General features: G+C 38.1%; 14 protein-coding genes. 6 read left to right on the top strand and 8 right to left on the bottom strand.

Going from position 1 to position 21,310, the window contains the following annotated elements:
- Positions 1-9 precede the first annotated feature (9 nt).
- The 5 genes from ACSLUO_RS02515 to ACSLUO_RS02495 all read right to left on the bottom strand — a co-directional run bounded on the left by ACSLUO_RS02515 (position 10) and on the right by ACSLUO_RS02495 (position 6,525).
- Entirely contained in the window at positions 10-1,005 is a 996-nt protein-coding gene (locus ACSLUO_RS02515; protein WP_448245896.1) for a RodZ domain-containing protein, read from the bottom strand.
- Positions 1,002-2,381 carry a type IV pilus biogenesis/stability protein PilW gene (pilW, locus tag ACSLUO_RS02510; RefSeq protein ID WP_448245894.1) on the bottom strand — a complete coding sequence of 460 codons (1,380 nt, stop codon included), beginning with the start codon at positions 2,379-2,381 and terminating at the stop codon, positions 1,002-1,004. Before pilW ends, ACSLUO_RS02515 begins: the two co-directional genes overlap by 4 nt.
- Before the next feature lie 26 nt (positions 2,382-2,407).
- Positions 2,408-3,544, bottom strand: a complete 1,137-nt coding sequence (gene rlmN / locus ACSLUO_RS02505) for a dual-specificity RNA methyltransferase RlmN (RefSeq protein WP_448245893.1) — start codon at positions 3,542-3,544, stop codon at positions 2,408-2,410.
- A gap of 228 nt (positions 3,545-3,772) precedes the next feature.
- Entirely contained in the window at positions 3,773-4,204 is a 432-nt protein-coding gene (ndk, locus tag ACSLUO_RS02500) for a nucleoside-diphosphate kinase (protein ID WP_448245891.1), read from the bottom strand.
- Positions 4,205-4,452: 248 nt separating this feature from the next.
- Positions 4,453-6,525 carry a TonB-dependent receptor plug domain-containing protein gene (locus tag ACSLUO_RS02495; protein WP_448245889.1) on the bottom strand — a complete coding sequence of 691 codons (2,073 nt, stop codon included), beginning with the start codon at positions 6,523-6,525 and terminating at the stop codon, positions 4,453-4,455.
- A 74-nt stretch (positions 6,526-6,599) separates the two neighbouring features.
- Here ACSLUO_RS02495 and ACSLUO_RS02490 point away from each other — a divergent pair, with 74 nt between their 5' ends.
- Positions 6,600-6,989, top strand: coding sequence for a MerR family transcriptional regulator (locus tag ACSLUO_RS02490; protein WP_448245888.1), 390 nt, complete (start codon positions 6,600-6,602; stop codon positions 6,987-6,989).
- Between the two features lie 2 nt (positions 6,990-6,991).
- Here the strand turns inward: ACSLUO_RS02490 and ACSLUO_RS02485 are convergent, their stop codons facing one another.
- Entirely contained in the window at positions 6,992-7,711 is a 720-nt protein-coding gene (locus ACSLUO_RS02485; RefSeq protein WP_448245886.1) for a PAS domain-containing protein, read from the bottom strand.
- Positions 7,712-7,927: 216 nt separating this feature from the next.
- Between ACSLUO_RS02485 and ACSLUO_RS02480 the strand changes: the two genes are divergently transcribed.
- From ACSLUO_RS02480 to ACSLUO_RS02460, 5 genes are all read left to right on the top strand, one after another.
- Positions 7,928-9,103, top strand: a complete 1,176-nt coding sequence (locus ACSLUO_RS02480) for a Gfo/Idh/MocA family protein (RefSeq protein WP_448245884.1) — start codon at positions 7,928-7,930, stop codon at positions 9,101-9,103.
- A gap of 56 nt (positions 9,104-9,159) precedes the next feature.
- Complete coding sequence (locus ACSLUO_RS02475) at positions 9,160-10,215, top strand: sugar phosphate isomerase/epimerase family protein (RefSeq protein WP_448245882.1); 1,056 nt, start codon at positions 9,160-9,162, stop codon at positions 10,213-10,215.
- Between the two features lie 137 nt (positions 10,216-10,352).
- Positions 10,353-11,591, top strand: a complete 1,239-nt coding sequence (locus ACSLUO_RS02470) for an MFS transporter (RefSeq protein WP_448245881.1) — start codon at positions 10,353-10,355, stop codon at positions 11,589-11,591.
- A 272-nt stretch (positions 11,592-11,863) separates the two neighbouring features.
- Positions 11,864-13,036 carry a helix-turn-helix domain-containing protein gene (locus ACSLUO_RS02465; RefSeq protein ID WP_448245879.1) on the top strand — a complete coding sequence of 391 codons (1,173 nt, stop codon included), beginning with the start codon at positions 11,864-11,866 and terminating at the stop codon, positions 13,034-13,036.
- A gap of 290 nt (positions 13,037-13,326) precedes the next feature.
- Positions 13,327-14,886 carry a diguanylate cyclase gene (locus ACSLUO_RS02460; protein ID WP_448245878.1) on the top strand — a complete coding sequence of 520 codons (1,560 nt, stop codon included), beginning with the start codon at positions 13,327-13,329 and terminating at the stop codon, positions 14,884-14,886.
- A gap of 101 nt (positions 14,887-14,987) precedes the next feature.
- On the opposite strand, the gene ACSLUO_RS02455 is transcribed toward ACSLUO_RS02460, so the two are convergent.
- Positions 14,988-17,567 carry a glycoside hydrolase family 3 C-terminal domain-containing protein gene (locus ACSLUO_RS02455; protein ID WP_448245876.1) on the bottom strand — a complete coding sequence of 860 codons (2,580 nt, stop codon included), beginning with the start codon at positions 17,565-17,567 and terminating at the stop codon, positions 14,988-14,990.
- Between the two features lie 177 nt (positions 17,568-17,744).
- Entirely contained in the window at positions 17,745-21,074 is a 3,330-nt protein-coding gene (locus ACSLUO_RS02450; protein ID WP_448245874.1) for a TonB-dependent receptor, read from the bottom strand.
- Positions 21,075-21,310 lie beyond the last annotated feature (236 nt).

Below are 21,310 nucleotides of genomic sequence, written 5' to 3'. Positions count from 1 at the left end.
TTATTTCGATTAGTTAGCAGTAATAGGTAAGGTAAATTTAGCAATGTTACCGCGGTTAAATTGAGACATATCAATGTCATCGCCATCATAAGTTATGGTTACAAGTTCAGGTTTACCTAAGGTAACGGTAAAGGGTGCAACACCTTCAATATTCATAACATAATCAGCTTTTTTTACGCCCCAAGCTATATGCTCGCCGGTAGCGTCGTATATATTTACCCAGCAGTCACCGTTAAAATAAAAGGTGACTGGAGTTTTATTAACCACGGCAGTTAATGATTGTTCAATACTTTCATTATCTATAGCCTCAATATCGGTTGTTGCCGCTAAAGCCACTTGCTCATCAGCGACGATATTGTCGCTGATATTGTCACCTAAGCTATCTTGCGAGATATCTGGGTTAATTGTATTCGTTGTATCAGTTGTATCGGTTGTATTAACGCTATTAACAGCTGCTGATTCTGACGCTGTAACTTCATTAGTCAATTCACTAGCAACAGGCTCTAACGTGGCATTTTCATCTGTATCAGCAAGCTCTGCCGCTACTTCGGGTGAGGTTTTAACAGCTGCGGTTGGTGCGTCCTGAAAAAACCAAAACAAAGAGGAACCAATAATTACCGCAATAATTAAATAACTGACCCACATTAACCGGTTATTTTCAGCTTGCTTTTTTGTGCTCTGAGAAAAGCTTTGCATTTCTGCACCTTGTTTTTCAGCAACACCTAACATTTCATAACTCGCTAAAACATCATCAACCGAAACGTGTACTAATTTAGCAAAATTGCGTAAATAACCACGATTAAACGTATCAGGCAAACTTTTATCAAACCTTTCGTTTTCAATGTCTTTCACTAGCGATAAACGAAAATTTAAGTTTTTAGCAACATCTTCTTGTGATAAACCTAACGCGATTCGCCCTTCCAGTAAAATTTGGCCAGGACCTACAATTTCAATATCATCACTAAGCTCTTGCGGTGCTAATTTTTTATCTATTGCTTTACTCATTGAGCAGCTGCCTTAACTGGATCGGCTAAATAAATGACATCACCAATTTTAAGCACTGACGATGTTTTTAATTTGTTCCATTTGATCAGCGCTTTCATCTGGATATTGTGCTTTTTTGAAATACTGAACAAACTGTCGCCTTTTGTAACCACATGAATCGGTATATTTAACAATTGTTGCAAACCATTGTTAGATATGACCTTCGCTTTGTTATTTAGTTCTGGTTTTTTACTCGCAAGCACTTTACTAGCATTAGCCGTGCTTTTAGCTAAAAATTTATCAACACTTGATAATATTTCCTCTTCGCTACTAGCCTCAATTTGAGTTGTTTGTTGCGCTTGTGTTACTTCTTGCTTATCAACAACCCTAGACGCATCATCAGTAACTGACGTTACTATTGCAGTGGTATCATCCGTTAGCTTGTTTGCTGAGGTAGAAATAGTTTCTGCTGTCTTATCGGGTTTTACCGGCGTAGAAATTTTCGAGTGTTGCGGCGTAAGTTTCAGTACCCGCTTTTTCTTTTTTGCTAAGTGTTTCATGCGATAAACATTCGCCTGTTTATCTGCTTCGATTTCCACTAAGCCATTTAATAAATATTGTTTTGCTTCATAGGAATTTGGAAACATTTTTAATAACATCGCGGCATAATTTTTAGCAGTGTTAATATCACGTAATTTTTCATAGACTTTAAAGGATAAAGCTAATGCTTCAGCACTAAAGCGACGAGTTGCTTTTTCATAACGTTTAATAAAGGTTTGGGCTTTAATATAGTCGCCTTTAATGTATTGCAAGCTAGCCATTTGGTATAAAGATGAAGCGCGGCTTGGACTATGTTCAATCGCTTTATTAAAATACTCTTCCGCTTTAGTAAAATACTCAGCTTTTAAATGACAAATAGCTAAGTTTTCATAGCTTTCTGACACTAAAATATAACTCGGAACTGCAATTGCTTTTAAAAATTGTTGTTCTGCTTTTTCTAAATGGCCTTTTCTACACAAAAAGACACCATAATTATTTAACGTATCAGGATCGTCGCCTTTAATAGATAACGCTTTTTCGTAGGCCTTTATCGCTAAATCAGCCTCTCCAACGGTATCGTAATAATGAGCAAAAGCAGTATGCACTTGCACTAAATTAGGTGCAAAGCGTTTGGCTTTTTCAAGGTTTAATTTAGCTTGTTTGGTATTGCCCATGTTTAAATAGCCAATACCCAAAGAAATGCGTGTCATCGCAATTTCATTATTGGTAGCATCATTCTGAACAATAGGGTTGTCACTAGCATCACTGTATTGCTGAGTAACACACCCAGATAATGTTCCTAGTGCAACACATAATACGAGTGATTTAACTGTGATTACCATATTCACTGACGCCATTTTTATTATTCTTATGTTAAAGAAGATCAGACCATTTTTACTGAAATATCATCAACTTTCACCTGTTTTTTTTCTGCGATGATAGCTGTTCGTTTGGTTCTGTCTAAAACATCACCGGCTAACTGTCCACAAGCCGCGTCGATATCATCGCCACGAGTACGTCTAGTTATAACAGTTAAACCATAGCTTTGCAGTACTTTATCAAAGCGATCAATACGAGAATTGCTTGATCGTTTATAAGGTGAGCCAGGGTAAGGGTTAAATGGTATTAAATTTATCTTGCTCGGGGTATCTTTTAACGCGCGAGCTAATTCATGTGCTTGATCTGTGCTGTCATTTACATGATCCAACATCACATATTCAACCGTGACTTGTTTATTTGCTTTTGAACCTTCGATATAACGACGAGAAGCGGCTAAAAACTCCTCTAACGGATACTTTTTATTAATAGGAACAAGCACATCACGTAATTCATTGTTTGGCGCATGAACAGAAATTGCTAAAGCACAATCAATTTTTTCTTTTAACATGTCTAAAGCAGGGACAACACCGGAAGTACTTACAGTGACTCGACGTTTTGATAAACCATAGCCCAAATCATTTAACATAGTATCTAAAGCCGGAATTAAATTTTTCATGTTAAGTAACGGCTCACCCATGCCCATCATTACAATATTGGTGATTGGGCGTGTGCCCGCAATACGAGTAGCACCAATGTCATTAGCAACTCGCCAAACTTGGCCAATAATTTCACCAACCGATAAATTACGGTTAAAGCCTTGTTGCGCTGTTGAGCAAAACGTACACTCTAAGGCACAGCCTACTTGTGATGAAACACATAACGTTGCACGACCATTTTCAGGGATCCAAACAGTTTCAACTTCTTGACCACCTTCTAAACGTAAAGCATATTTAATGGTGCCATCATTCGATACCTGTTTTTGAGATATTTCAGGTGCTTTAATTTCACAATTACGTTGAAGTTTTTCACGTAATTTTTTATTGATGTTGGTCATTTTTTCAAAATCATCATAACCAAAGTGATAAATCCACTTCATAATTTGATCGGCTCTAAACGGTTTTTCACCAATAGAATCAAAATAATCACGCATCATTTGATGATCAAAATTTAATAGATTAACTTTAGCTGCAACATCATTCATGCAAACGAATCTCAATAGAAAAATTTAAGGGCGCGAATTGTACACTTTTTACTCATTTTAAACAAATAACAATAAGTAAAAATAGCGTTACAAATCGACAAATTATTAGCCAGTAATTCTAACAAAAATCAGGCTAGAACTAAACTGAATTTATTTTAGCTGAACATTAGAAACAAAAATGCCGCAAGCAAAGCCTGCGGCATTTTAATATCTGTAAAATTAGTACGCTTATTTAGTACGAGGACAAATTTCATCGTCAGCAAAAAAATAGGCAATTTCACGTGCTGCTGATTCTAACGAATCTGAACCATGAGTAGCATTTTCACGTAATGAATCACCAAAATCAGCACGAATAGTGCCGGCAAGAGCATCTTCTGGATTTGTCGCACCTAATATTTCACGATGGCGAGCAATCGCATTTTCACCTTCTAATACTTGCACGATAACTGGGCCTGAAGTCATAAAGTCAACTAATGGCTCATAAAAAGGACGACCTTGATGCTCAGCATAAAAACCTTCGGCTTGTGCTTTTGATAAATGTACCATTTTGGCAGCAACAATTGTTAATCCTGCCGTTTCAAAACGGTTTAAAATTTGACCAATAATATTTTTTGCGATGGCATTCGGTTTAATAATAGAAAAAGTACGTTCTATCGCCATGATCTGTCCCTTAATTGAAGTATTTTAAATAATAAATTTAACCAGAAATTATCTGTCAGATTATAAAGTAATTACGAAGAAAGATATAGCGCTGCTTACTGATCAGAAAATGGTTTTAGCCCCATTAGCAATGCTTTTTGGCGAAGCTTTGTCTTTAAGCTACAGTTTTACCAGTGAACAATCATAAGATAACAGACAAAACAGCCACAGCAGAGTGTGCAAAAACGACCTCTGCTGTGGCTAGCTGCTTAGCTGCCAAACTTAACTCTGATCCCTGCGTTGGCAATAAAGCCATCATTTCGAGACCAAATATCGGTTGTCCATTGGCCACTTGCGGAACTTGATGGTAATAATAGTGGATGCTCATCTGTTTGTTTAACATCAAGCAAGTTTTCCAAATTAATAAACCAGCTTACTCTGCCAATTGTTATCTCCCCCATTAAGCCTAAATGCCAATATGGACGAGACTCTTCTAAATATGGATTATCATTTAATCGCTGTGAGCCCGTATAATAGGCTTCAAAACCGGCTCTAAAATTACCGTGTTGTTCCCACATCGCAACAAATCCTGCCGAGTGCTGTGGTGTTAATGCTATCGCTCTTCTATTTTCGTCATTTAAAGGTGCTTCTGTCGCATCTAAATATAAATAACTGGCCGTGAGTTTAAGGTCGTGCCAATAATAACGTAACAGAACTTCCGAACCTCGAATTTTACTGACTCCCTCAGTATTAACTAATTTTACCCTGTCTAAATTCATATCGTTGCTTGATGAAAAGGCTTCTAAGCTCGCCACGTTATCAACATCAGAGCCAAATAAAGTCAAACTCGTTTCTATACTTTCAAAGGTATAGGTGAAATCAAGCGAAGCCGTTTTAGCCTGCTCAGCTTGTAAGTTCTCTATTTTTTCAAGCCTTGATAAACCAACAGCTTCAATTTCTTCAACAAAAGGGGTTGTCGCAAAATAGCCACGTCCGAATGAACCTCTAATAGTTAAATCTGAAGGGCGATATAATAGTGATATTCTTGGGCTAAATTGAGTGCCAAATTCACTATGTTCATCAATACGCGCGCTGTAAGTCGTGGTTAGCTGATCATTTAGCTCATAATCTAATTGAGCAAATACACCCGGCACTTTATAAGAGTAATTAAATTCAGCGAATGTCTCAGAGCGATAAAATTCAGCTTGGTATGCAATACCGACCACCCAATCACTTTTATCGCTATATCCAGCAACGCTGGATTCAAGTAAATAACTTTCATGTTTGTCATCTTCACCGATTTCGCCATACATATGCTGATGATCTTGCAACATAGCAGATGCTCGTGTACTAAACGTAAGGTTGTCTAACAACGGCATATTAAAAACTAAACCACTGTCTACACGTTGTGATTTTTGTGATTGCTGGTAAAAACTGCCATCGGCAACCGTGCCGCCAACAGTGTTGCCACCAACACGTTGCTCCTTCATTACCCCTGCCGTAGCATAAAGCGTTTCGCCTTTTTCCCCTTCCCAAAAAAGGCGAGGTCGAGCGGTATAGCGCTCATATTCAGCAAGATCCAACCAGCCATCATTATCAATATCTTGCCCATCTTGGTAATGAGCGCCAGCCGTTAATGAACCTTTAACTGTCTCTGTTAATGGCGTTTCAATATAAGAGGTAAAATCTTGCCCTTCACGTGTTGTTAAATTGATCAACATTTCACCATTAAGATCATCACTTGGTTTTCGAGAAACAAGGTTAATAACACCTCCAAGCGCAGAGCCACCGTAAAGCGATGAAGCAGAGCCTTTAATGATCTCAACCCGGCCAAGATCCGTCGGCGGAATTTGTAACAAACCAATTGAAGCTGCCTGATTGCCGTAAAGCGGTAAACCATCCGCTAATAATTGTGTGTAACGACCATACAGCCCTTGTAATCGCACATTGGCACTACCAAGAGCTGGCGATGTGGTTTGGACACGTACGCCACCAGTTTCAGCCACTAGCATCGAAATATTACCCGGACGCATCGCAGCTTTTTCTTCAATTTCTTCTCTGTTAATAAGCTCTACCCGAATAGGTTGTTCATTAGCAACCCGCCCAGAACGTGTTGCTTGCACTACTATTTTTTCGATATTTTCTTCATGTTCATGTTCGTGCCCATGCTCATCTTCTTCATGGTGTTGATTTTCTTCGTGTTGATGTTTGTTCTGTAGTTGAGCGCCATGCGTTAACTGCGCTTCACTGTCGCTTAGCTGTGCACTTAGTGCTTGGCTATAAGGAAGTAAAGGTATACTCAGGCTAAAAACAAGAATTACAGGGGAAAATGAGTTGGACATAGGTAGCATTTTTTACAAAATATTTAAATTAATGATATGCTCATTTTAAAGGTTACAGCTACTGGAAGGTCAAGGTGAAAATAAGCGAGTTAGCCATTAAATCCCAAGTACCCGCAAAAACAATCCGCTATTATGAAAAAATCGGTTTGTTAACGCCACCACATAGAACAAGCAATGGTTATAGACAGTATCAAAAGGAAAATATTGAAACGTTAATTTTCATTCGACGGTGTCGAGAACTAAATATTGCAATTAGCGATATAAAACAACTGATTGAAGTACAACAAGAGCCAAAAGCGTCTTGTGCTAGCGTTGATAAAATTATTACCGATCAACTCGCACGTATTCAGCAAAGTCAAAGGGAGCTTGCGATGTTAGAGGTGTCGTTAGCAGCACTCGCCGACTCTTGCAAAAATCATCAAGTTCAAGATTGTTGTATCTTGCACCAATTAAAATCTATGTAACCTTATTTATCCGCACGTAATTGCGATGGTAGCTCATGAAATAGCATTTTAAAGTGACGACTAAAATAACTGTGATCTGAAAAGCCACATTCATAGGCAATTTCCGCAATAGGTAAACGCGTTTCAACGAGTAACTGACGTGCTTTTTCTAAGCGAAATTCTCGAATAAATTGTTTCGGGGTTTTGGATAAGTATTTTTTAAAACGTCTTTCTAAGGCACTTATGGATAAAAACGCAATTTCTGCTAATTTTTCAACGCTAATTTCTTCTTGGTAATTGTTTCTTACATATTCAACCGGAGCTTTAATCTCGGTAATGCCCGACATAATTTCCGACGTTTTATGAAGGTGTCGGGTGACACCATATGAACCAATAATATTACCTTGATCATCCGTTAAGGGTTTTTTAGAGGTTAAATACCATGCTAATCCACCTTCTTTGGTTAAATTCATTTCTAAACGATCAGTTACAACTTCGCCAGCCATCACTTTTTGATCATCAACAATAAATTGTTTCGCGATATGTTTTGGTGAAAAGTCGTAATCAGATTTACCCAGTAACTGCTCTAACGTTTTATAGCCAACTCTTGTGATATAGCTATGATTGGCATACATCACTCGGCTTTGTTTGTCTTTTATCCAAAAAGAGATTTCTGGTAATAAATTAAACATGGCTAACGCTTGCTGGCTAGATATTTGCGATAACAACTCTTCTCTATTCAAACGAAATCCTTAACTGAATAAACCCAATATACCGGTTAGATATTTACATTTTAATTGCATATAAAAACATGTCACGCCGATTTTATTGCATCGATAACCGAATTTTTATTACCTGTCTTTTTATTAGATGGCTACACTGAATAAAGCTTTTATCAAGCAAAATGGAAATAACTTTATCATTTTGACATACATTAATAACAAATATTAGGTAATAAAATGGCTGAGACAAGCAAAACAAAAATTAGAATGGGCATGATCGGCGGCGGCAGTGGTGCTTTTATTGGCGCCGTACATCGTATGGCAGCAAGTATTGATAATGAAATAGAACTTGTTTGTGGTGCATTTTCCAGCTCAGCTGAAAAATCTATCGCTTCAGGTCGCGCATTAATGTTACCAGAGCAGCGTTGTTACCCTGATTTTCAAACCATGGTTGATGCTGAATCAAAGTTACCTGCTGATCAACGTATGCAGTTTGTCGCCATTGTAACTCCAAACCATATGCACTTCCCTGCGGCAAAAGCCGCTTTAGAAGCTGGCTTTCACGTATTATCTGATAAGCCCGCCACCCTTAATTTAACCGAAGTTAAAGCGCTAAAAAAAATCGTTGAACAAACGGGCTTATTATACGGCTTAACCCATACCTACACTGGCTATCCTATGGTGAAAGAAGCTCAAACCTTAGTTGCTAATGGTGAGTTTGGCCCTATTCGAAAAGTCATTGTAGAGTACATTCAAGGCTGGTTATCTGAAGCACAAGCTAGCGACAACAAACAAGCAGATTGGCGAACGGACCCCGCACGTTCAGGCATTTCCGGTTGCATGGGTGATATTGGTAGCCACGCTGCCAATTTAGTGGAATATGTTACCGGTAAAGAAATTACCCATGTTTGTGCCGAGTTAACCGCTTTTGTTGAAGGTCGTCGTTTAGATGATGACGGTATCGTTTTATTAAAAATGCAAGATGGCATTAAAGGCACCTTGCAAGCAAGTCAAATTGCCGCTGGTGAAGAAAACAACTTAACCATTCGTGTCTACGGTGAAAAAGGTGGCTTAGAGTGGCAACAACAAGAGCCAAATACATTAACGCTTAAATATTTAGATAAACCAATGCAAGTATTAAGAACCGGTGGTATGCATAGCGCTCGCACAACCGCAAATACTCGTACACCAATGGGTCACCCTGAAGGTTATTTAGAAGCATTCGCCAATATTTATGTCAGTTTTGCCCAAGCCGTTCGTGATTTTACTAACGGTGACTATGATGCCAATAAAGACTACGACTTCCCTGATGTACATGAAGGTGTCCGTGGTATGGCGTTAGTGGAGTCATTTGTTAACAGCTCAAATCAAGACACTAAATGGTACAACCTAGAGCAACTGTTAGCTGATTAAAAATTAATTACTAAGTTTATTGAACTTAACGAATAAAGATAACAAAGAGAGTTTATATGAAAACGTTAAAAGGTCCTGCGATATTTTTAGCACAATTTGCTTCTGATGAAGCACCATTTAATACCCTACCTAATATTTGTAAATGGGTAGCAAGTTTAGGCTATAAAGGTATTCAAATACCCTCTTGGGATGGCCGTTTATTTGATTTAGAAAAAGCAGCTAACGACTTAGATTATTGCCAAGAAGTACAAGCGATTGTCGCTGAAAATGGTTTAGAAATCACCGAACTTTCTACCCATTTACAAGGTCAATTAGTTGCTTCACACCCAGCTTACGATGCCTTATTTGACGGTTTTGCCCCTGATCATGTCCGTAATGATTATGAAGCAAGAACCAAGTGGGCAACCGAGCAAATGTTTTTAGCGGCAAAAGCCAGTAAAAACTTAGGGCTAAAAAGCCATGCTTCATTCTCTGGCGCATTATTATGGCATACCGTATACCCATGGCCACAGCGCCCTGCGGGTTTAGTTGAGCAAGGTTTTGCTGAATTAGCGCGCCGTTGGTTACCTATTTTAGATGCTTTTGATGAAGCCGATTGTGATATTTGTTACGAACTTCACCCTGGTGAAGATTTGCATGACGGCGTTACTTTTGAACGCTTTTTAGCTGCTGTTGATAACCACCCTCGTGCAAATATCTTGTACGATCCAAGCCATTTTGTGTTACAACAATTAGATTATCTTGAATTTATCGACATTTATCATGACCGCATTAAAGCCTTTCATGTTAAAGATGCTGAATTTATTCCAAATGGTCGCTCAGGTGTTTATGGCGGCTATCAAAGCTGGATTGACCGCCCTGGTCGTTTCCGTTCATTAGGTGATGGCCAAGTTGATTTTAGCGGCATTTTCACTCGTATGGCCAAATACGATTTTGACGGTTGGGCTGTTTTAGAATGGGAATGTTGTGTTAAACACCCTGTTGCTGGCGCGACTGAAGGCGCACCATTTATTGCCAAGCACATTATTGAAGTCACCGAAAAGGCCTTTGATGATTTCGCTGCAACTGGGGTTGATGAAGAATTTAATAAAAGTATTTTAGGCATAAAATAACCTAAGTTAGCATTTAATAACCTCAATTAGGGGTAAGCTATTTTAGCTCTTCCCCAAAGTGAGGTTAAAAAATATAACTTACTATTATTTAGAATAATAAAAAGTAAAAAATAACTATAACAATGAGAGAAATAATTATGAGTTCAGCAACACATATCTCTGATGCAGATGCAAAACGAGTCTTTAACATCAGCTGTATCGCTCTGATCGTAACAGCAATGACATTTGCTATTCGCGCAGGGATTTTAGGAGACTTAGGTCAAGAATATGGATTAAACGGTAAAGAACTAGGTTGGATTGCCAGTATGGCATTCTTAGGCTTCCCATTAGCCACGATGTTTGGTGGTATTTTGTATAATGCAATTGGCGCTAAAAAAATCGTCTGGTTAGCCTTTATCGGTCACGCTTTAGGATTAATATTAACCGTATTTGCTGATGGTTTTTGGGGCTTAATGATCTCAACTTTTCTAGTTGGTTTTGCCAATGGTTTAGTTGAAGCTGGTTGTAACCCGATAATCGCACAACTTTTTCCTGATAATAAAACCACCATGTTAAACAAATTTCATGTCTGGTTTCCTGGCGGCATTGTAATCGGGTCTCTAGCTTCAGCAGGCATGAGTTCAATGGGCTTAGGCTGGGAAGCTCAAGTATCCGTTATTTTAATTCCTACTATCATTTATGGTGTGATGATGCTTGGTTTTACCTTCCCTGAAATAGAATCTGAAAATGACGATACCTTAATTAACCTTAAAGGCTTATTAAATCCTATTTATATTTTTCTGATCATTTGTATGACCGTAACTGCAATCAGTGAATTTGGCCCAGGTCAGTGGATTAACCAAATTCTTGGTTCTTCAGGAGCACATCCAATGCTAATATTGGCCTTAGTAACAGGTATTATGGCACTTGGCCGTTATTTTGCTGGACCATTAGTACATAAACTTAGCCCTCCTGGCGTATTATTAGCTTCTGCTGTTTTAACAACCTTGGGTTTATATTTAATGGCTCAGCTGCAAGGTGGTTCAGTTTATATCGCTGCCGTTGTTTTTGCTGCTGGTGTAACATACTTCTGGCCAACAATGATCGGTTGTGCCGCAGAATACACACCTAAAACAGGAGCTTTGGGCATGTCATTATTAGGTGGCGCTGGAATGTTCTCCGTAAGTATGTGGAACCCTGTGATTGGTGGTTGGATTGACTCAGCAAAAGCTGAAGCTGCCGCTACCGGCCTAACTGGTTCAGCACTAGAAATTGCAACAGGACAGGCTGCTCTGAGTAATTTAATATTATTCCCTATCTTCTTAATTATCATCTTTAGTGGCTTTTTTGTTTACATGAAGAAAAAACAAAAAATAACCATCGATAGCTCAATTTAAGCTAACCTTTGATATCTTTGGCGCTTACTACTTCTATTGTAAGCGCCATATTTTCTTTAACAAATATACCTATAGTATCCACATCAAAAGGTGTAAATAATTTTGCTCTTCCATAGTTAATAAAGCCTTATAAATACGACAAAAATGCTATTAAGGCGCTCTAACAAAAGGCTAAAAACACAAGTTTTTGCTAAAAAATAGTGATTCGTTTAACATGAAGTTTCAGGCTTGAGCCACTCATACAAATACAATAAAAATAAAACTCACCTATTATGAAAGATGTTATCTTCAATACCCACGATCTCGCATTATTAATTACCATTTATCAATGTCTACTTTTTGCTATTTTTCTGTTTGTCTTAAAAAAAGGGCGTAGACAAAGTAATATTCTTTTGGCGTTATTTCTGTTAACCAATGCCGCAATTCCCTTAGATAATTTAATTAATTTTGGTGAAATGTTCAGGCAAATAATCATCGGTTATTCGCCGCATTTATTTTACACCTTTGGTTTAGCTTATTGGTTAGAGCCGGTGGTTTTATTGTTTTATGTTCGAACACTTATTTATAAAGATTATCAATTTAAAAAACAGCACATTCTTTATTTATTGCCGCTATTAGCTTATTTTATTCACGAAAGTCAAAATTGGTACTTCCTAGATGCTGAAACCAAAATAGCGCATTTAACCACTTACAGCCTAGCCGATGCCCCCGATTATATTTTTGGTATAAATTTCTTTAGAGAGTGCTTTCGCACATTTTGCGGTATTTTATGTTTGGTTGAGCTAAAGCGCTATCATCAACATATTAAAAATGAGTTTTCGGATATAGAGTCAATTGATCTGACCTGGCTAAAAGTATTAATTATCGGCTTTCTCACCATTTATATCTTTGCCATTATAATTACTATCGGTTTTACCATTAACTTTACCTTAGGTATTGAAATAGATTATGAACTGATTGGCCTAACCTCAAACTGGTGTGCCATGCTCTTGATCAGTTTCTTGATCTACTTCAGTTTAGGGTTTACGTCATTATTTAAGGGTATTGATCCTGAAATTAATAAACAAAGTGATAAAAATCCTGTCGATTTAGAACAAATCGATAGCATTGTCGCTTATATGGAAAGTAGCAAACCATATTTAAATCACTTGTTAACTTTAGAAAATCTGGCTAAGCAACTAAATATGCCAGCACGTATGTTATCGCAAAATATTAACCGTCATTTCAAACAAAACTTTTTTGAGTTTATTAATAGCTACCGTATTGAAGAAAGTAAAAGATTATTGCTGTTACCTGAGCATAAAAAGTCAACCATGTTAGACATTATGGATTTAGCTGGCTTTAATTCAAAAGCAACATTTAATACGTTTTTTAAAAAGCTGGTTGGCGCAACCCCAACCCAGTTTAGAAAAGAACATTTAAGTAACACCAAGCAAGATTGTTAACTTCGTCATTTGATGCGGCTTTACAATTAAAGTAATAAAAGCTTATACCATTGCGTATAAAGAAGTGCTCACTTTCTTATACGGATTGGTATAACCTGTCACTTAACGAAACCAAACATGTTCATTTTTTGTACTAATTAAGAACTAAATTCCGCTAAAAGCCAGTTAAAACAATAAATACAGTTAAAAAATTAGTACAAATTAAAAACATTGTTTACTATATAAAGATATAAAAATAATATTAAATCTCTATTTTGTTTAGATTATTTATAACTTTTTTCATTTTTTTCGTGTTTGGGTTAAGTATTAACCCAGCACTAAATGCGGCTGAACTTGAAAAAGTTCGTATGCAACTTCGTTGGCATCATCAATATCAATTTGCCGGTTATTACGCCGCTAAATATAAAGGGTATTATGAACAAGCTGGTTTTGATGTTGAGATTGTTGCTGGCGGCCCTGACATCCAACCAGTACCAGAGCTATTAGCAGGTAGAGCTGACTTTGCTGAAGGTAACAGTGAAGTTTTAATCAACCGCTTAAACGGAGAGCCGCTGGTAGCCTTAGCCGCTATCTTCCAACATTCGCCATCAGTGTTGATCACCATGGCAGATTCCAATATTACCAAAGCTGAACAGTTAAAAAATAAGCGTGTCATGCTTGCGGGTAATAACGACGATGCCGATCTTATTGCGATGTTTAGAGCCGCAGGTTTAAAAGAAAACCAAATTAATATTCAAAAAAGCACTTATAAATTAAATGATCTGATCAACGGTAAAACCGATGCTTTTAACTCTTACAGTACCAATGAGCCTTTTTACATTGAAGAACAAGGGCTAAAATATAATGTAATTGCACCAATCGATTATGGTGTTGATTTTTATAGCGACATTCTCTTTACTTCCGAAGAAAGAGCTATAAATAATCCCGAATCTGTTCAGCGATTTAAAGAGGCTTCATTAAAAGGCTGGCAATACGCCATCACCCACTCAGAAGAAATCATTAAAATTATTATTCGCGATTATAATCGTAATAAATCCTTAAACCATATGCGTTTTGAAGCATTAACGGTGAATTCGTTAGTAAAGTCTGAACTATTACCCATTGGTCATATGTTTGAAAAGCGGCTAGAAAAAATGGCCGATATTTTTTTAGAACAAAATATGATTGTTGATAAAGACAACCTTACCGGTTTTATTTTTCAGCCACCACAACCGCTTGATTCTCGCACTTATACTTGGCTAATTTCTGCTGGCTTTATTACCTTTTTATCTATTGCTGTCGTGGTACTTATTTTAAGAATGAACTGGCAATTAAAAAAAGAAATTAAAAAACGGAAAAAAGCTGAAGCTGAATTACAACTACTTGCTGATACCGATGGCTTAACACAATTATTAAACAGACGTGCATTTATTAAACAATTTCAAGAGCATGCCGCACTGTCTGAGCGCTATCACCAGCCTTTTACTTTATTACTTTTAGATTTAGATTTATTTAAAAATATCAATGATACTTATGGTCATGATGTTGGCGATAAAGTACTTATTCAAGCCACTCGCTCGTTAAAATCCAGTTTACGTGATGTTGATATTTGTGCCCGTTTTGGTGGCGAAGAATTTATCGCTTTATTACCCAATACCAGTATTGAACACGCATTACCGAGTGTTGAACGGATCAGAGAAAATTTTGAAAATGACAAACTCATCTTAGACGATGGCAACGAAATACACTTCACAGCATCTTTTGGTGTTGTTCAATGGCAACAAGAACCGTTAAGTGAAATCCTCAAAAAAGTCGATAAAGCTTTATATGAGGCCAAAAATTCTGGTAGAAATAGAGTAATATATTGCTAACAAAAATTAAGGCTGAATAACATCTCAGCCTTAATTTTATCCTCTCTACTTTATTACTAATTAAGCTAGCTGCTCTATCGCTGATGACTATGGTTAATTAACTATGGTTGATAGCTAAAATCGGCTTGTAAGCGAACATCATCTGATGATGCGGCTAACAGGACACTAAAGTCCCCCGCTTCCGCGTACCAACCGTTACGCTTAATATCCCAAAAAGATAAATCACGTTGGTTCAGTGTTAAGCTTACTTCTTTAGTTTCACCCGGCTTTAAAAATACCTTAGTAAAATCTTTTAACTCTTTAGCAGGTCGAGCAACACTTGCCACTTTATCATGCAAATAAAGCTGTACTATTTCAGCGCCGGCAACTTGGCCAGTATTAGTGATTTTAGCCGTTACCGTTAGCTGCTCAGCACCTGAAAGTTGCCGACTTGATAACGTTAAGTCACTATAACTAAATTGGCTATAAGATAAGCCATGGCCAAACGCAAAAATCGGCTGAATATTTTGTTGCTCAAACCAACGATAACCAATAAACACGCCCTCAGAATAGAGTGACTCAACCGCGTTATAGTCATTTAAAGCAATAGGCGCTGTATCAGATAATTTTTTGGGTAACGTAATAGGTAATTTACCACTTGGGTTAACATCGCCAAAGATAATATCAGCAAAGGCATGCCCTGCTTCCATACCACCATACCAGCCCCACACAATAGCGTTAGCTTGCTCAGCCCAAGGCATTTCAACTGCAGAGCCCGCAATTAAAAACACTACAGTTTTTTCATTTACAGCTAATAATTTACTGATAATTTCATCTTGGCTGTTAGGTAGTTTCATATGGCTTCGATCGATAGACTCACGATCATCAGCGTGACTCAATCCGCCAAAATAAATAACCGCATCAGCTTCTTTTGCTGCCGCTAAATATTCAGCTTCTGGGGTAAATAAATCATTCGGCGCTTCCCAACCAAGCACAAAACCTTGACTGCCTTGGTATTCAACTTCAAATTGATAGGTTGTATCTGCTTGCAACGCAATTTTATGGCTTAACTGTTTATCAGTTGTTGATGCCAGTACCACTTCGTTATTAATTTTTAAACTAAAGCTCCCCTCAGTTTTAACTATCAGTTCGTGTATCCCCGTATTTAACGGTTTAATATCTGCGGACATGGTAATGTAAACAGAGCTGCTGACATTTACCGGTTGATACTGAGAATCAACTACCCAAGATTCATCAATAAGCTGGTTACGGTTTTGATCAGAGTAATAAGCAATATTCCAAGCTGGGGTACCTGTCCAATGGCGACTAGCAACATAATCACTGGCGATAGGTGCCAATTCACTACTTTTTGCACGCATCAAGGTAATTTTTACTTCATTACCTAATTGTGCCTTTAAACCTGCTAAAGGTGTTATTTCATATAAAGATTTAACTTCAGATGAACCACCACCTTGACCATGTTTTTTATCGGCATTCGGGCCAAGTACCAAAATATGCTTGATCGCTTTTTGATTTAGCGGTAACACAGCTTGCTGGTTTACCGGCTCATTTTTTAATAACACAACCCCTTCAGTCGCAATTTTACGTGCCGCGGTTTGATGTTTAATACTATTTCGTTCACCTTTATATCGCGCCTTATCGTACATACCTATACGATGTTGAACACGTAAAATGCGACGCACTTTATCATCTAATACCGATTCGGGTATCTCTCCTGCTTCGATCATTTTTTGGAAAGGCTTAGCTAAAAAATAATCATCATAACTATCAACAACGGTTCCCATTTCTAAATCTAAACCATTAACTGCCGCCTCATAAGTATTAATATCGACATTCCAATCAGTTAGTAACACGCCATTAAAGCCCCACTCGCCTTTTAAAATATCCATCACTAAATGCTTACTTTGATTAGCATTAGTCCCGTAATATTCGTTATAAGCCCCCATAACTCCTAAGACATCGGCTTCTTTTACCGCATATTCAAAAGCTGGTAGATAAACCTCTCTTAATGTTCGTTCATCTGGCTTAGCATTAACACCTGTTCGGTTTAATTCTTGGGTATTTAACGCATAATGTTTAATGGTGGCCGCAACATCATTTTGTTGAATAGCCTTAATTTGGGGAACAACTAACTTGGCAGCTAAAATAGGGTCTTCCCCCATGTACTCAAAGTTACGCCCATATAGAGGTAAGCGCGCTAAATTGACACCAGGCCCTAAGATGAAATCTTTTTCACGATCGCGTGCCTCCGCCCCTAACACTTGGCCATGTAACGCTGCTATATCGCGATCCCAGCTTGCGGCAACCGAAGTCAAATGGGGTAAGTAGGTTGCGTGATCATCGGTCCAACCCGCTGACGCCCAACTATCTCGCTCTATTTGGTGTCGAACACCATGAGGGCCGTCAGATAACCACATTTCTGGAATACCAACCCGATCAATCGCATTGATATGAAATTTGCCACTGGCATGCACTAACGATATTTTTTCCGATAACGTTAATTCTGCTAGTTGCTGTGCTATTTTTTTTTCTAAATCCTGTTCCCGTTTATTCACAGAAGATAATGTTTGTTTAACATTTGTTGTAGACGCTAGTGCTGAATTTTGCTCATCATTTGATTTTCCACACGCCACCAACATAAAAAAGATCAGCAGATAAACCAACCTAGATAAAATTTTCATTTTTTTGCCTTTATCGAATTATTTGACCTTATTCTGCCGACGTCTTTATCATGACAAAAATCAATCAAGATAAGTCTTTAGAAACTAACAGCAATTAAGCTCTATTAGAAAAATGTGTTTCGCTAAGCGAAACACATTTTTAATGCTAATTAACCTTAAATAATGCTCAATTTAAGCTTAAAAATTAGCACGAACGACAAAAGCAATTCTGCGGTCTGACTCAAACCATGAACGGCCTGTTGCTAATAATTCATCATTTAAAATCATTAACGTTTTCGATACGGAATTGGTTAAGTTTGTACCTTGTAAACCAACAGTAAAGTTATCAAAGTTGTAGAATATTGACGCATCTACTTGGCCGCGGTCATCATTCCACAATGGGGCTTTACTAATAACATCGCGGGTGGTTAATAAGTATTTTGAACGCCAGTTATAAGCAATACGCGCGTTAATCGCGTCTTTTTCATACATAGCAACAAAGTTAAAGGTTTCTTTTGACTGACCTTGCAGTGGCACTGAATCAAAGTTTACGCGAATGCCAGTATCTTCGGCATCACTGCTAAACCAAGTTTCATCTTCAGGTAATATTTCATTGTTAGGTGTACCGCTAGCATCAATATAGGTAAACGTTGATTGAATACCAAAACCTGGAATAAAATCATCAAAGAACTGTTGATACGAGATTTCTACACCATCCATCTTACCTTCAGCACCATTAACCGTCGATGAAACTAATGAGGTTTCAGTACGACCCGTTGATGGGTTTGTATGGGTTTGCGCGGCAGCACCTTTGATAAAGTAGTTTTCAAGGTCTTTATGAAAAATGGTCGCACTTAATTGACCAACATCAGCAAAATACCACTCTAAAGCAAAATCATACTGCACCGACTCCATTGGTTTTAAACCCGTATAGCCACCTTCACCGGTACGACTACTGATAATAGCCCCTTGGATCAGGTAATCTAATGGGTCTAATGTTGCAGGATCGGCATTTTCATCAATTTCAGGTCTAAACGCGACAATATCAGCACTTAAACTCGTTTGATTACGAACATCTTGTAAATCAGGAAATGCCGCCGCTTTAGAGATAGCAAATCGGCCGATCAATGAATCGGTCAATTCTACTTTAATATTAAAGCTTGGTAATAATAAGTTAAAATCGGCTTCTGATTGCAATACTTCAGCGTGATTATTACCCCATTCGCGATCTGCTAATGATAAATAGTTAACTCTATCACCAACCCAATTATTGTCATCATCATCAAAAAACTCACGTGCATCTGCGTATGTGCCATTATTAATTTGCGTGGTGATATAATCACGAACATAGTCTGTCGTTAATTGTTCCGGTACACCCGCTGGTACGGCAAAATCAGGACGAATATCAGGGAAGTTTATATAACCACTCGATTGGCGATTTAAGGTTACATAACGCAAACCTATGTTACCGCTAAACACTAAATCAGTGTCCCCTTCAAAATTTAAACGAACATAAACCGCTTTGTTCTTTTCAACGGTGTTATTAATATCACCTGGTGAAAATAAACCAAATTCACTATCATTAGCACCATTTAAATTAGGATATGAATTCCATTTATCACTACTTGTATAAGGCTGTCTAGCCGGATCTGCGCCCATAATGGAACGAACATATTCTTTCGTTGGTAAAATAGTGTGATCACCAGGCACATTAAAAACGCCACCGCCTTGGAAATCACTCCAGTCAACCAATTCAAAATCATCTTGATAACCTTGTAAGTTGGTTAACCAACCCGTACCACTTGAAAATTCAGGTGCTAAGGCATTCCAATTGTAATCGGTTCTGCGCACGGTTTGATCGCGTTTTGCATAACGAACACCCGCTTGTACTGAGGTAAATAAGCCGTCATCTTCTAAATGGTAGGTACCATCAAAACGAACAGCAATTGAATCGCCATCCGAACGTTCATAATGATCCATGGCACTGCGTAAAAAATAGCTATCATAGTCACTATAATAATTGGTATCGCCAGCAGGATCATTGGTAAAACCAGGCCAAATACCATCGGGATTATTCGGTGATGTACCAGCAGCAAAAAGTTCTGGGTTAGCATCACGGTAACCATGCCATGGGTCAATTAACGTTAATTCAGGTTTATCGCCTGTTACATCATAGCTTTGTGCGGCTTTTGTTGCCGTCATAACAACTACGTCATCATTTGAGCTTTTTGCTTTTATGTATTGAAAATCAGCTGATAAATCTAAGCGCTCGCTTGGGCTCCATTCAAAATTTATTGAAGTGTCTTCAACCAATGATGAACTGTCTTGAATTCGGCTATCAAACTGAAAAGTATTGGGAAACTCAGGATGTGAACCATCTCCCCAAGTGCGAGGAATACGGTCTTGATTACCGTCGGCGGCTCCCCAACCATCCGTTGCAGCAAATGCACCTGATTCAAAGACACCACGCTCATCAAAGGTCCATTGTGTGTCGGCATGAGGACGTGTTCTCCGATTATCAATGCCGTAATAACCCCCTTGGTATTTCATTGCTTGCTCATGCCACGTTAAATTAGAATCTGAGCGCATGTATTGCAAGGTGGTTCTAAAAGTTTCATCAGCATTGGCATATTGTAACGCGGTTGAAAAGCCTTCACGGGTACGATCATCACTTTTTTTCAGGATATTGCCACCTTGTGGTGCCCATACAATTCCTTCGCCATCTTCGCCAACAAAAGCTTCAGCTCCTGCGATATTTGATGCTTTAAATTGCACGGCTGCGTCCGACTGAATACCGTGTGACTGACCATATAATTTTGATTTAGCAAAGTTGGCTAAAAAGCCAAAACGACCACCGCTGTCTAATTCCCATTGGTCACTGAATAAACCTGAAAAGGTTGGGCTACCTTTTTCAGCAAGGCTACCGTAAGAATAATCGGCGTTAAAGGCAACTACACGCTCTTGTGAGTCAAATGGTTTACGGGTACGTAAACTGATGGTACCGCCAATACCACCTTCTATCATGTCAGCGGTTTGGTTTTTATAAACATCAACGCCACCCATTAATTCAGGGGAAACATCTTGGAATGATAAACCACGGCTAGAATCGGCGCTGAAAGAGTCACGACCATTAAACTCAGAGCGAGTTTGGGTCATACCACGAATAATCGCGCCAGAGCCTTCAACACTAAAATGATCAGGATCATCTGGGCCATCAAATAATTCAATCGAAACACCCGGTAAACGTTGGATCGCTTCTAACACGCTGCGATCAGGTAACGAGCCAATATCTTCAGCGGTGATTGAGTCAACAAAGGTGGCTGATTCTCGTTTTAAGTTTTGCGCGCTTAACAAATTACCGCGCGCGCTGGTTACTTCAATAACTTCAATATTTTCTTCTGCTGCATTGGCTGGCGCTTCTTCAGCGATAGTGCCGGTGCTGACACTCATCACTGCCAAAGCAATTAAGGAATGTTGAAATGATGAATTAAATTTATGTTGAACCGATATTTTATTTTGAATACTCATTGAGTACTTCCCCCGATTTACTTTTATTTATTTTTTTATTCACTCAAATTAAATAAAAGTTTCTTATTTATGGTTATTGTTGAACTTCCAGTAATTAAACTAGCAGCCTTAAACAAAGCTATCGTCTTGATTAACAAAAAAGATGAAAATTGAACGTTCAACTTTACGCATACCGATACTTAAACACAAAAACAAACATAACCAATTGATTAATAATAAATAAAAACAAAAACAAC

Source organism: Thalassotalea agariperforans (genome assembly GCF_053470345.1).
Note: the sequence above shows the minus strand (reverse complement) of the source record. Positions and strands in the feature narration are given on the sequence as shown.

Coding starts and splice junctions, on each gene's coding strand:
- ACSLUO_RS02515 (WP_448245896.1), bottom strand. CDS start 1,005: ATGAGTAAAGCAATAGATAAAAAATTAGCACCGCAAGAGCTTAGTGAT.
- pilW (WP_448245894.1), bottom strand. CDS start 2,381: ATGGCGTCAGTGAATATGGTAATCACAGTTAAATCACTCGTATTATGT.
- rlmN (WP_448245893.1), bottom strand. CDS start 3,544: ATGAATGATGTTGCAGCTAAAGTTAATCTATTAAATTTTGATCATCAA.
- ndk (WP_448245891.1), bottom strand. CDS start 4,204: ATGGCGATAGAACGTACTTTTTCTATTATTAAACCGAATGCCATCGCA.
- ACSLUO_RS02495 (WP_448245889.1), bottom strand. CDS start 6,525: ATGTCCAACTCATTTTCCCCTGTAATTCTTGTTTTTAGCCTGAGTATA.
- ACSLUO_RS02480 (WP_448245884.1), top strand. CDS start 7,928: ATGGCTGAGACAAGCAAAACAAAAATTAGAATGGGCATGATCGGCGGC.
- ACSLUO_RS02475 (WP_448245882.1), top strand. CDS start 9,160: ATGAAAACGTTAAAAGGTCCTGCGATATTTTTAGCACAATTTGCTTCT.
- ACSLUO_RS02470 (WP_448245881.1), top strand. CDS start 10,353: ATGAGTTCAGCAACACATATCTCTGATGCAGATGCAAAACGAGTCTTT.
- ACSLUO_RS02465 (WP_448245879.1), top strand. CDS start 11,864: ATGAAAGATGTTATCTTCAATACCCACGATCTCGCATTATTAATTACC.
- ACSLUO_RS02455 (WP_448245876.1), bottom strand. CDS start 17,567: ATGAAAATTTTATCTAGGTTGGTTTATCTGCTGATCTTTTTTATGTTG.
- ACSLUO_RS02450 (WP_448245874.1), bottom strand. CDS start 21,074: ATGAGTATTCAAAATAAAATATCGGTTCAACATAAATTTAATTCATCA.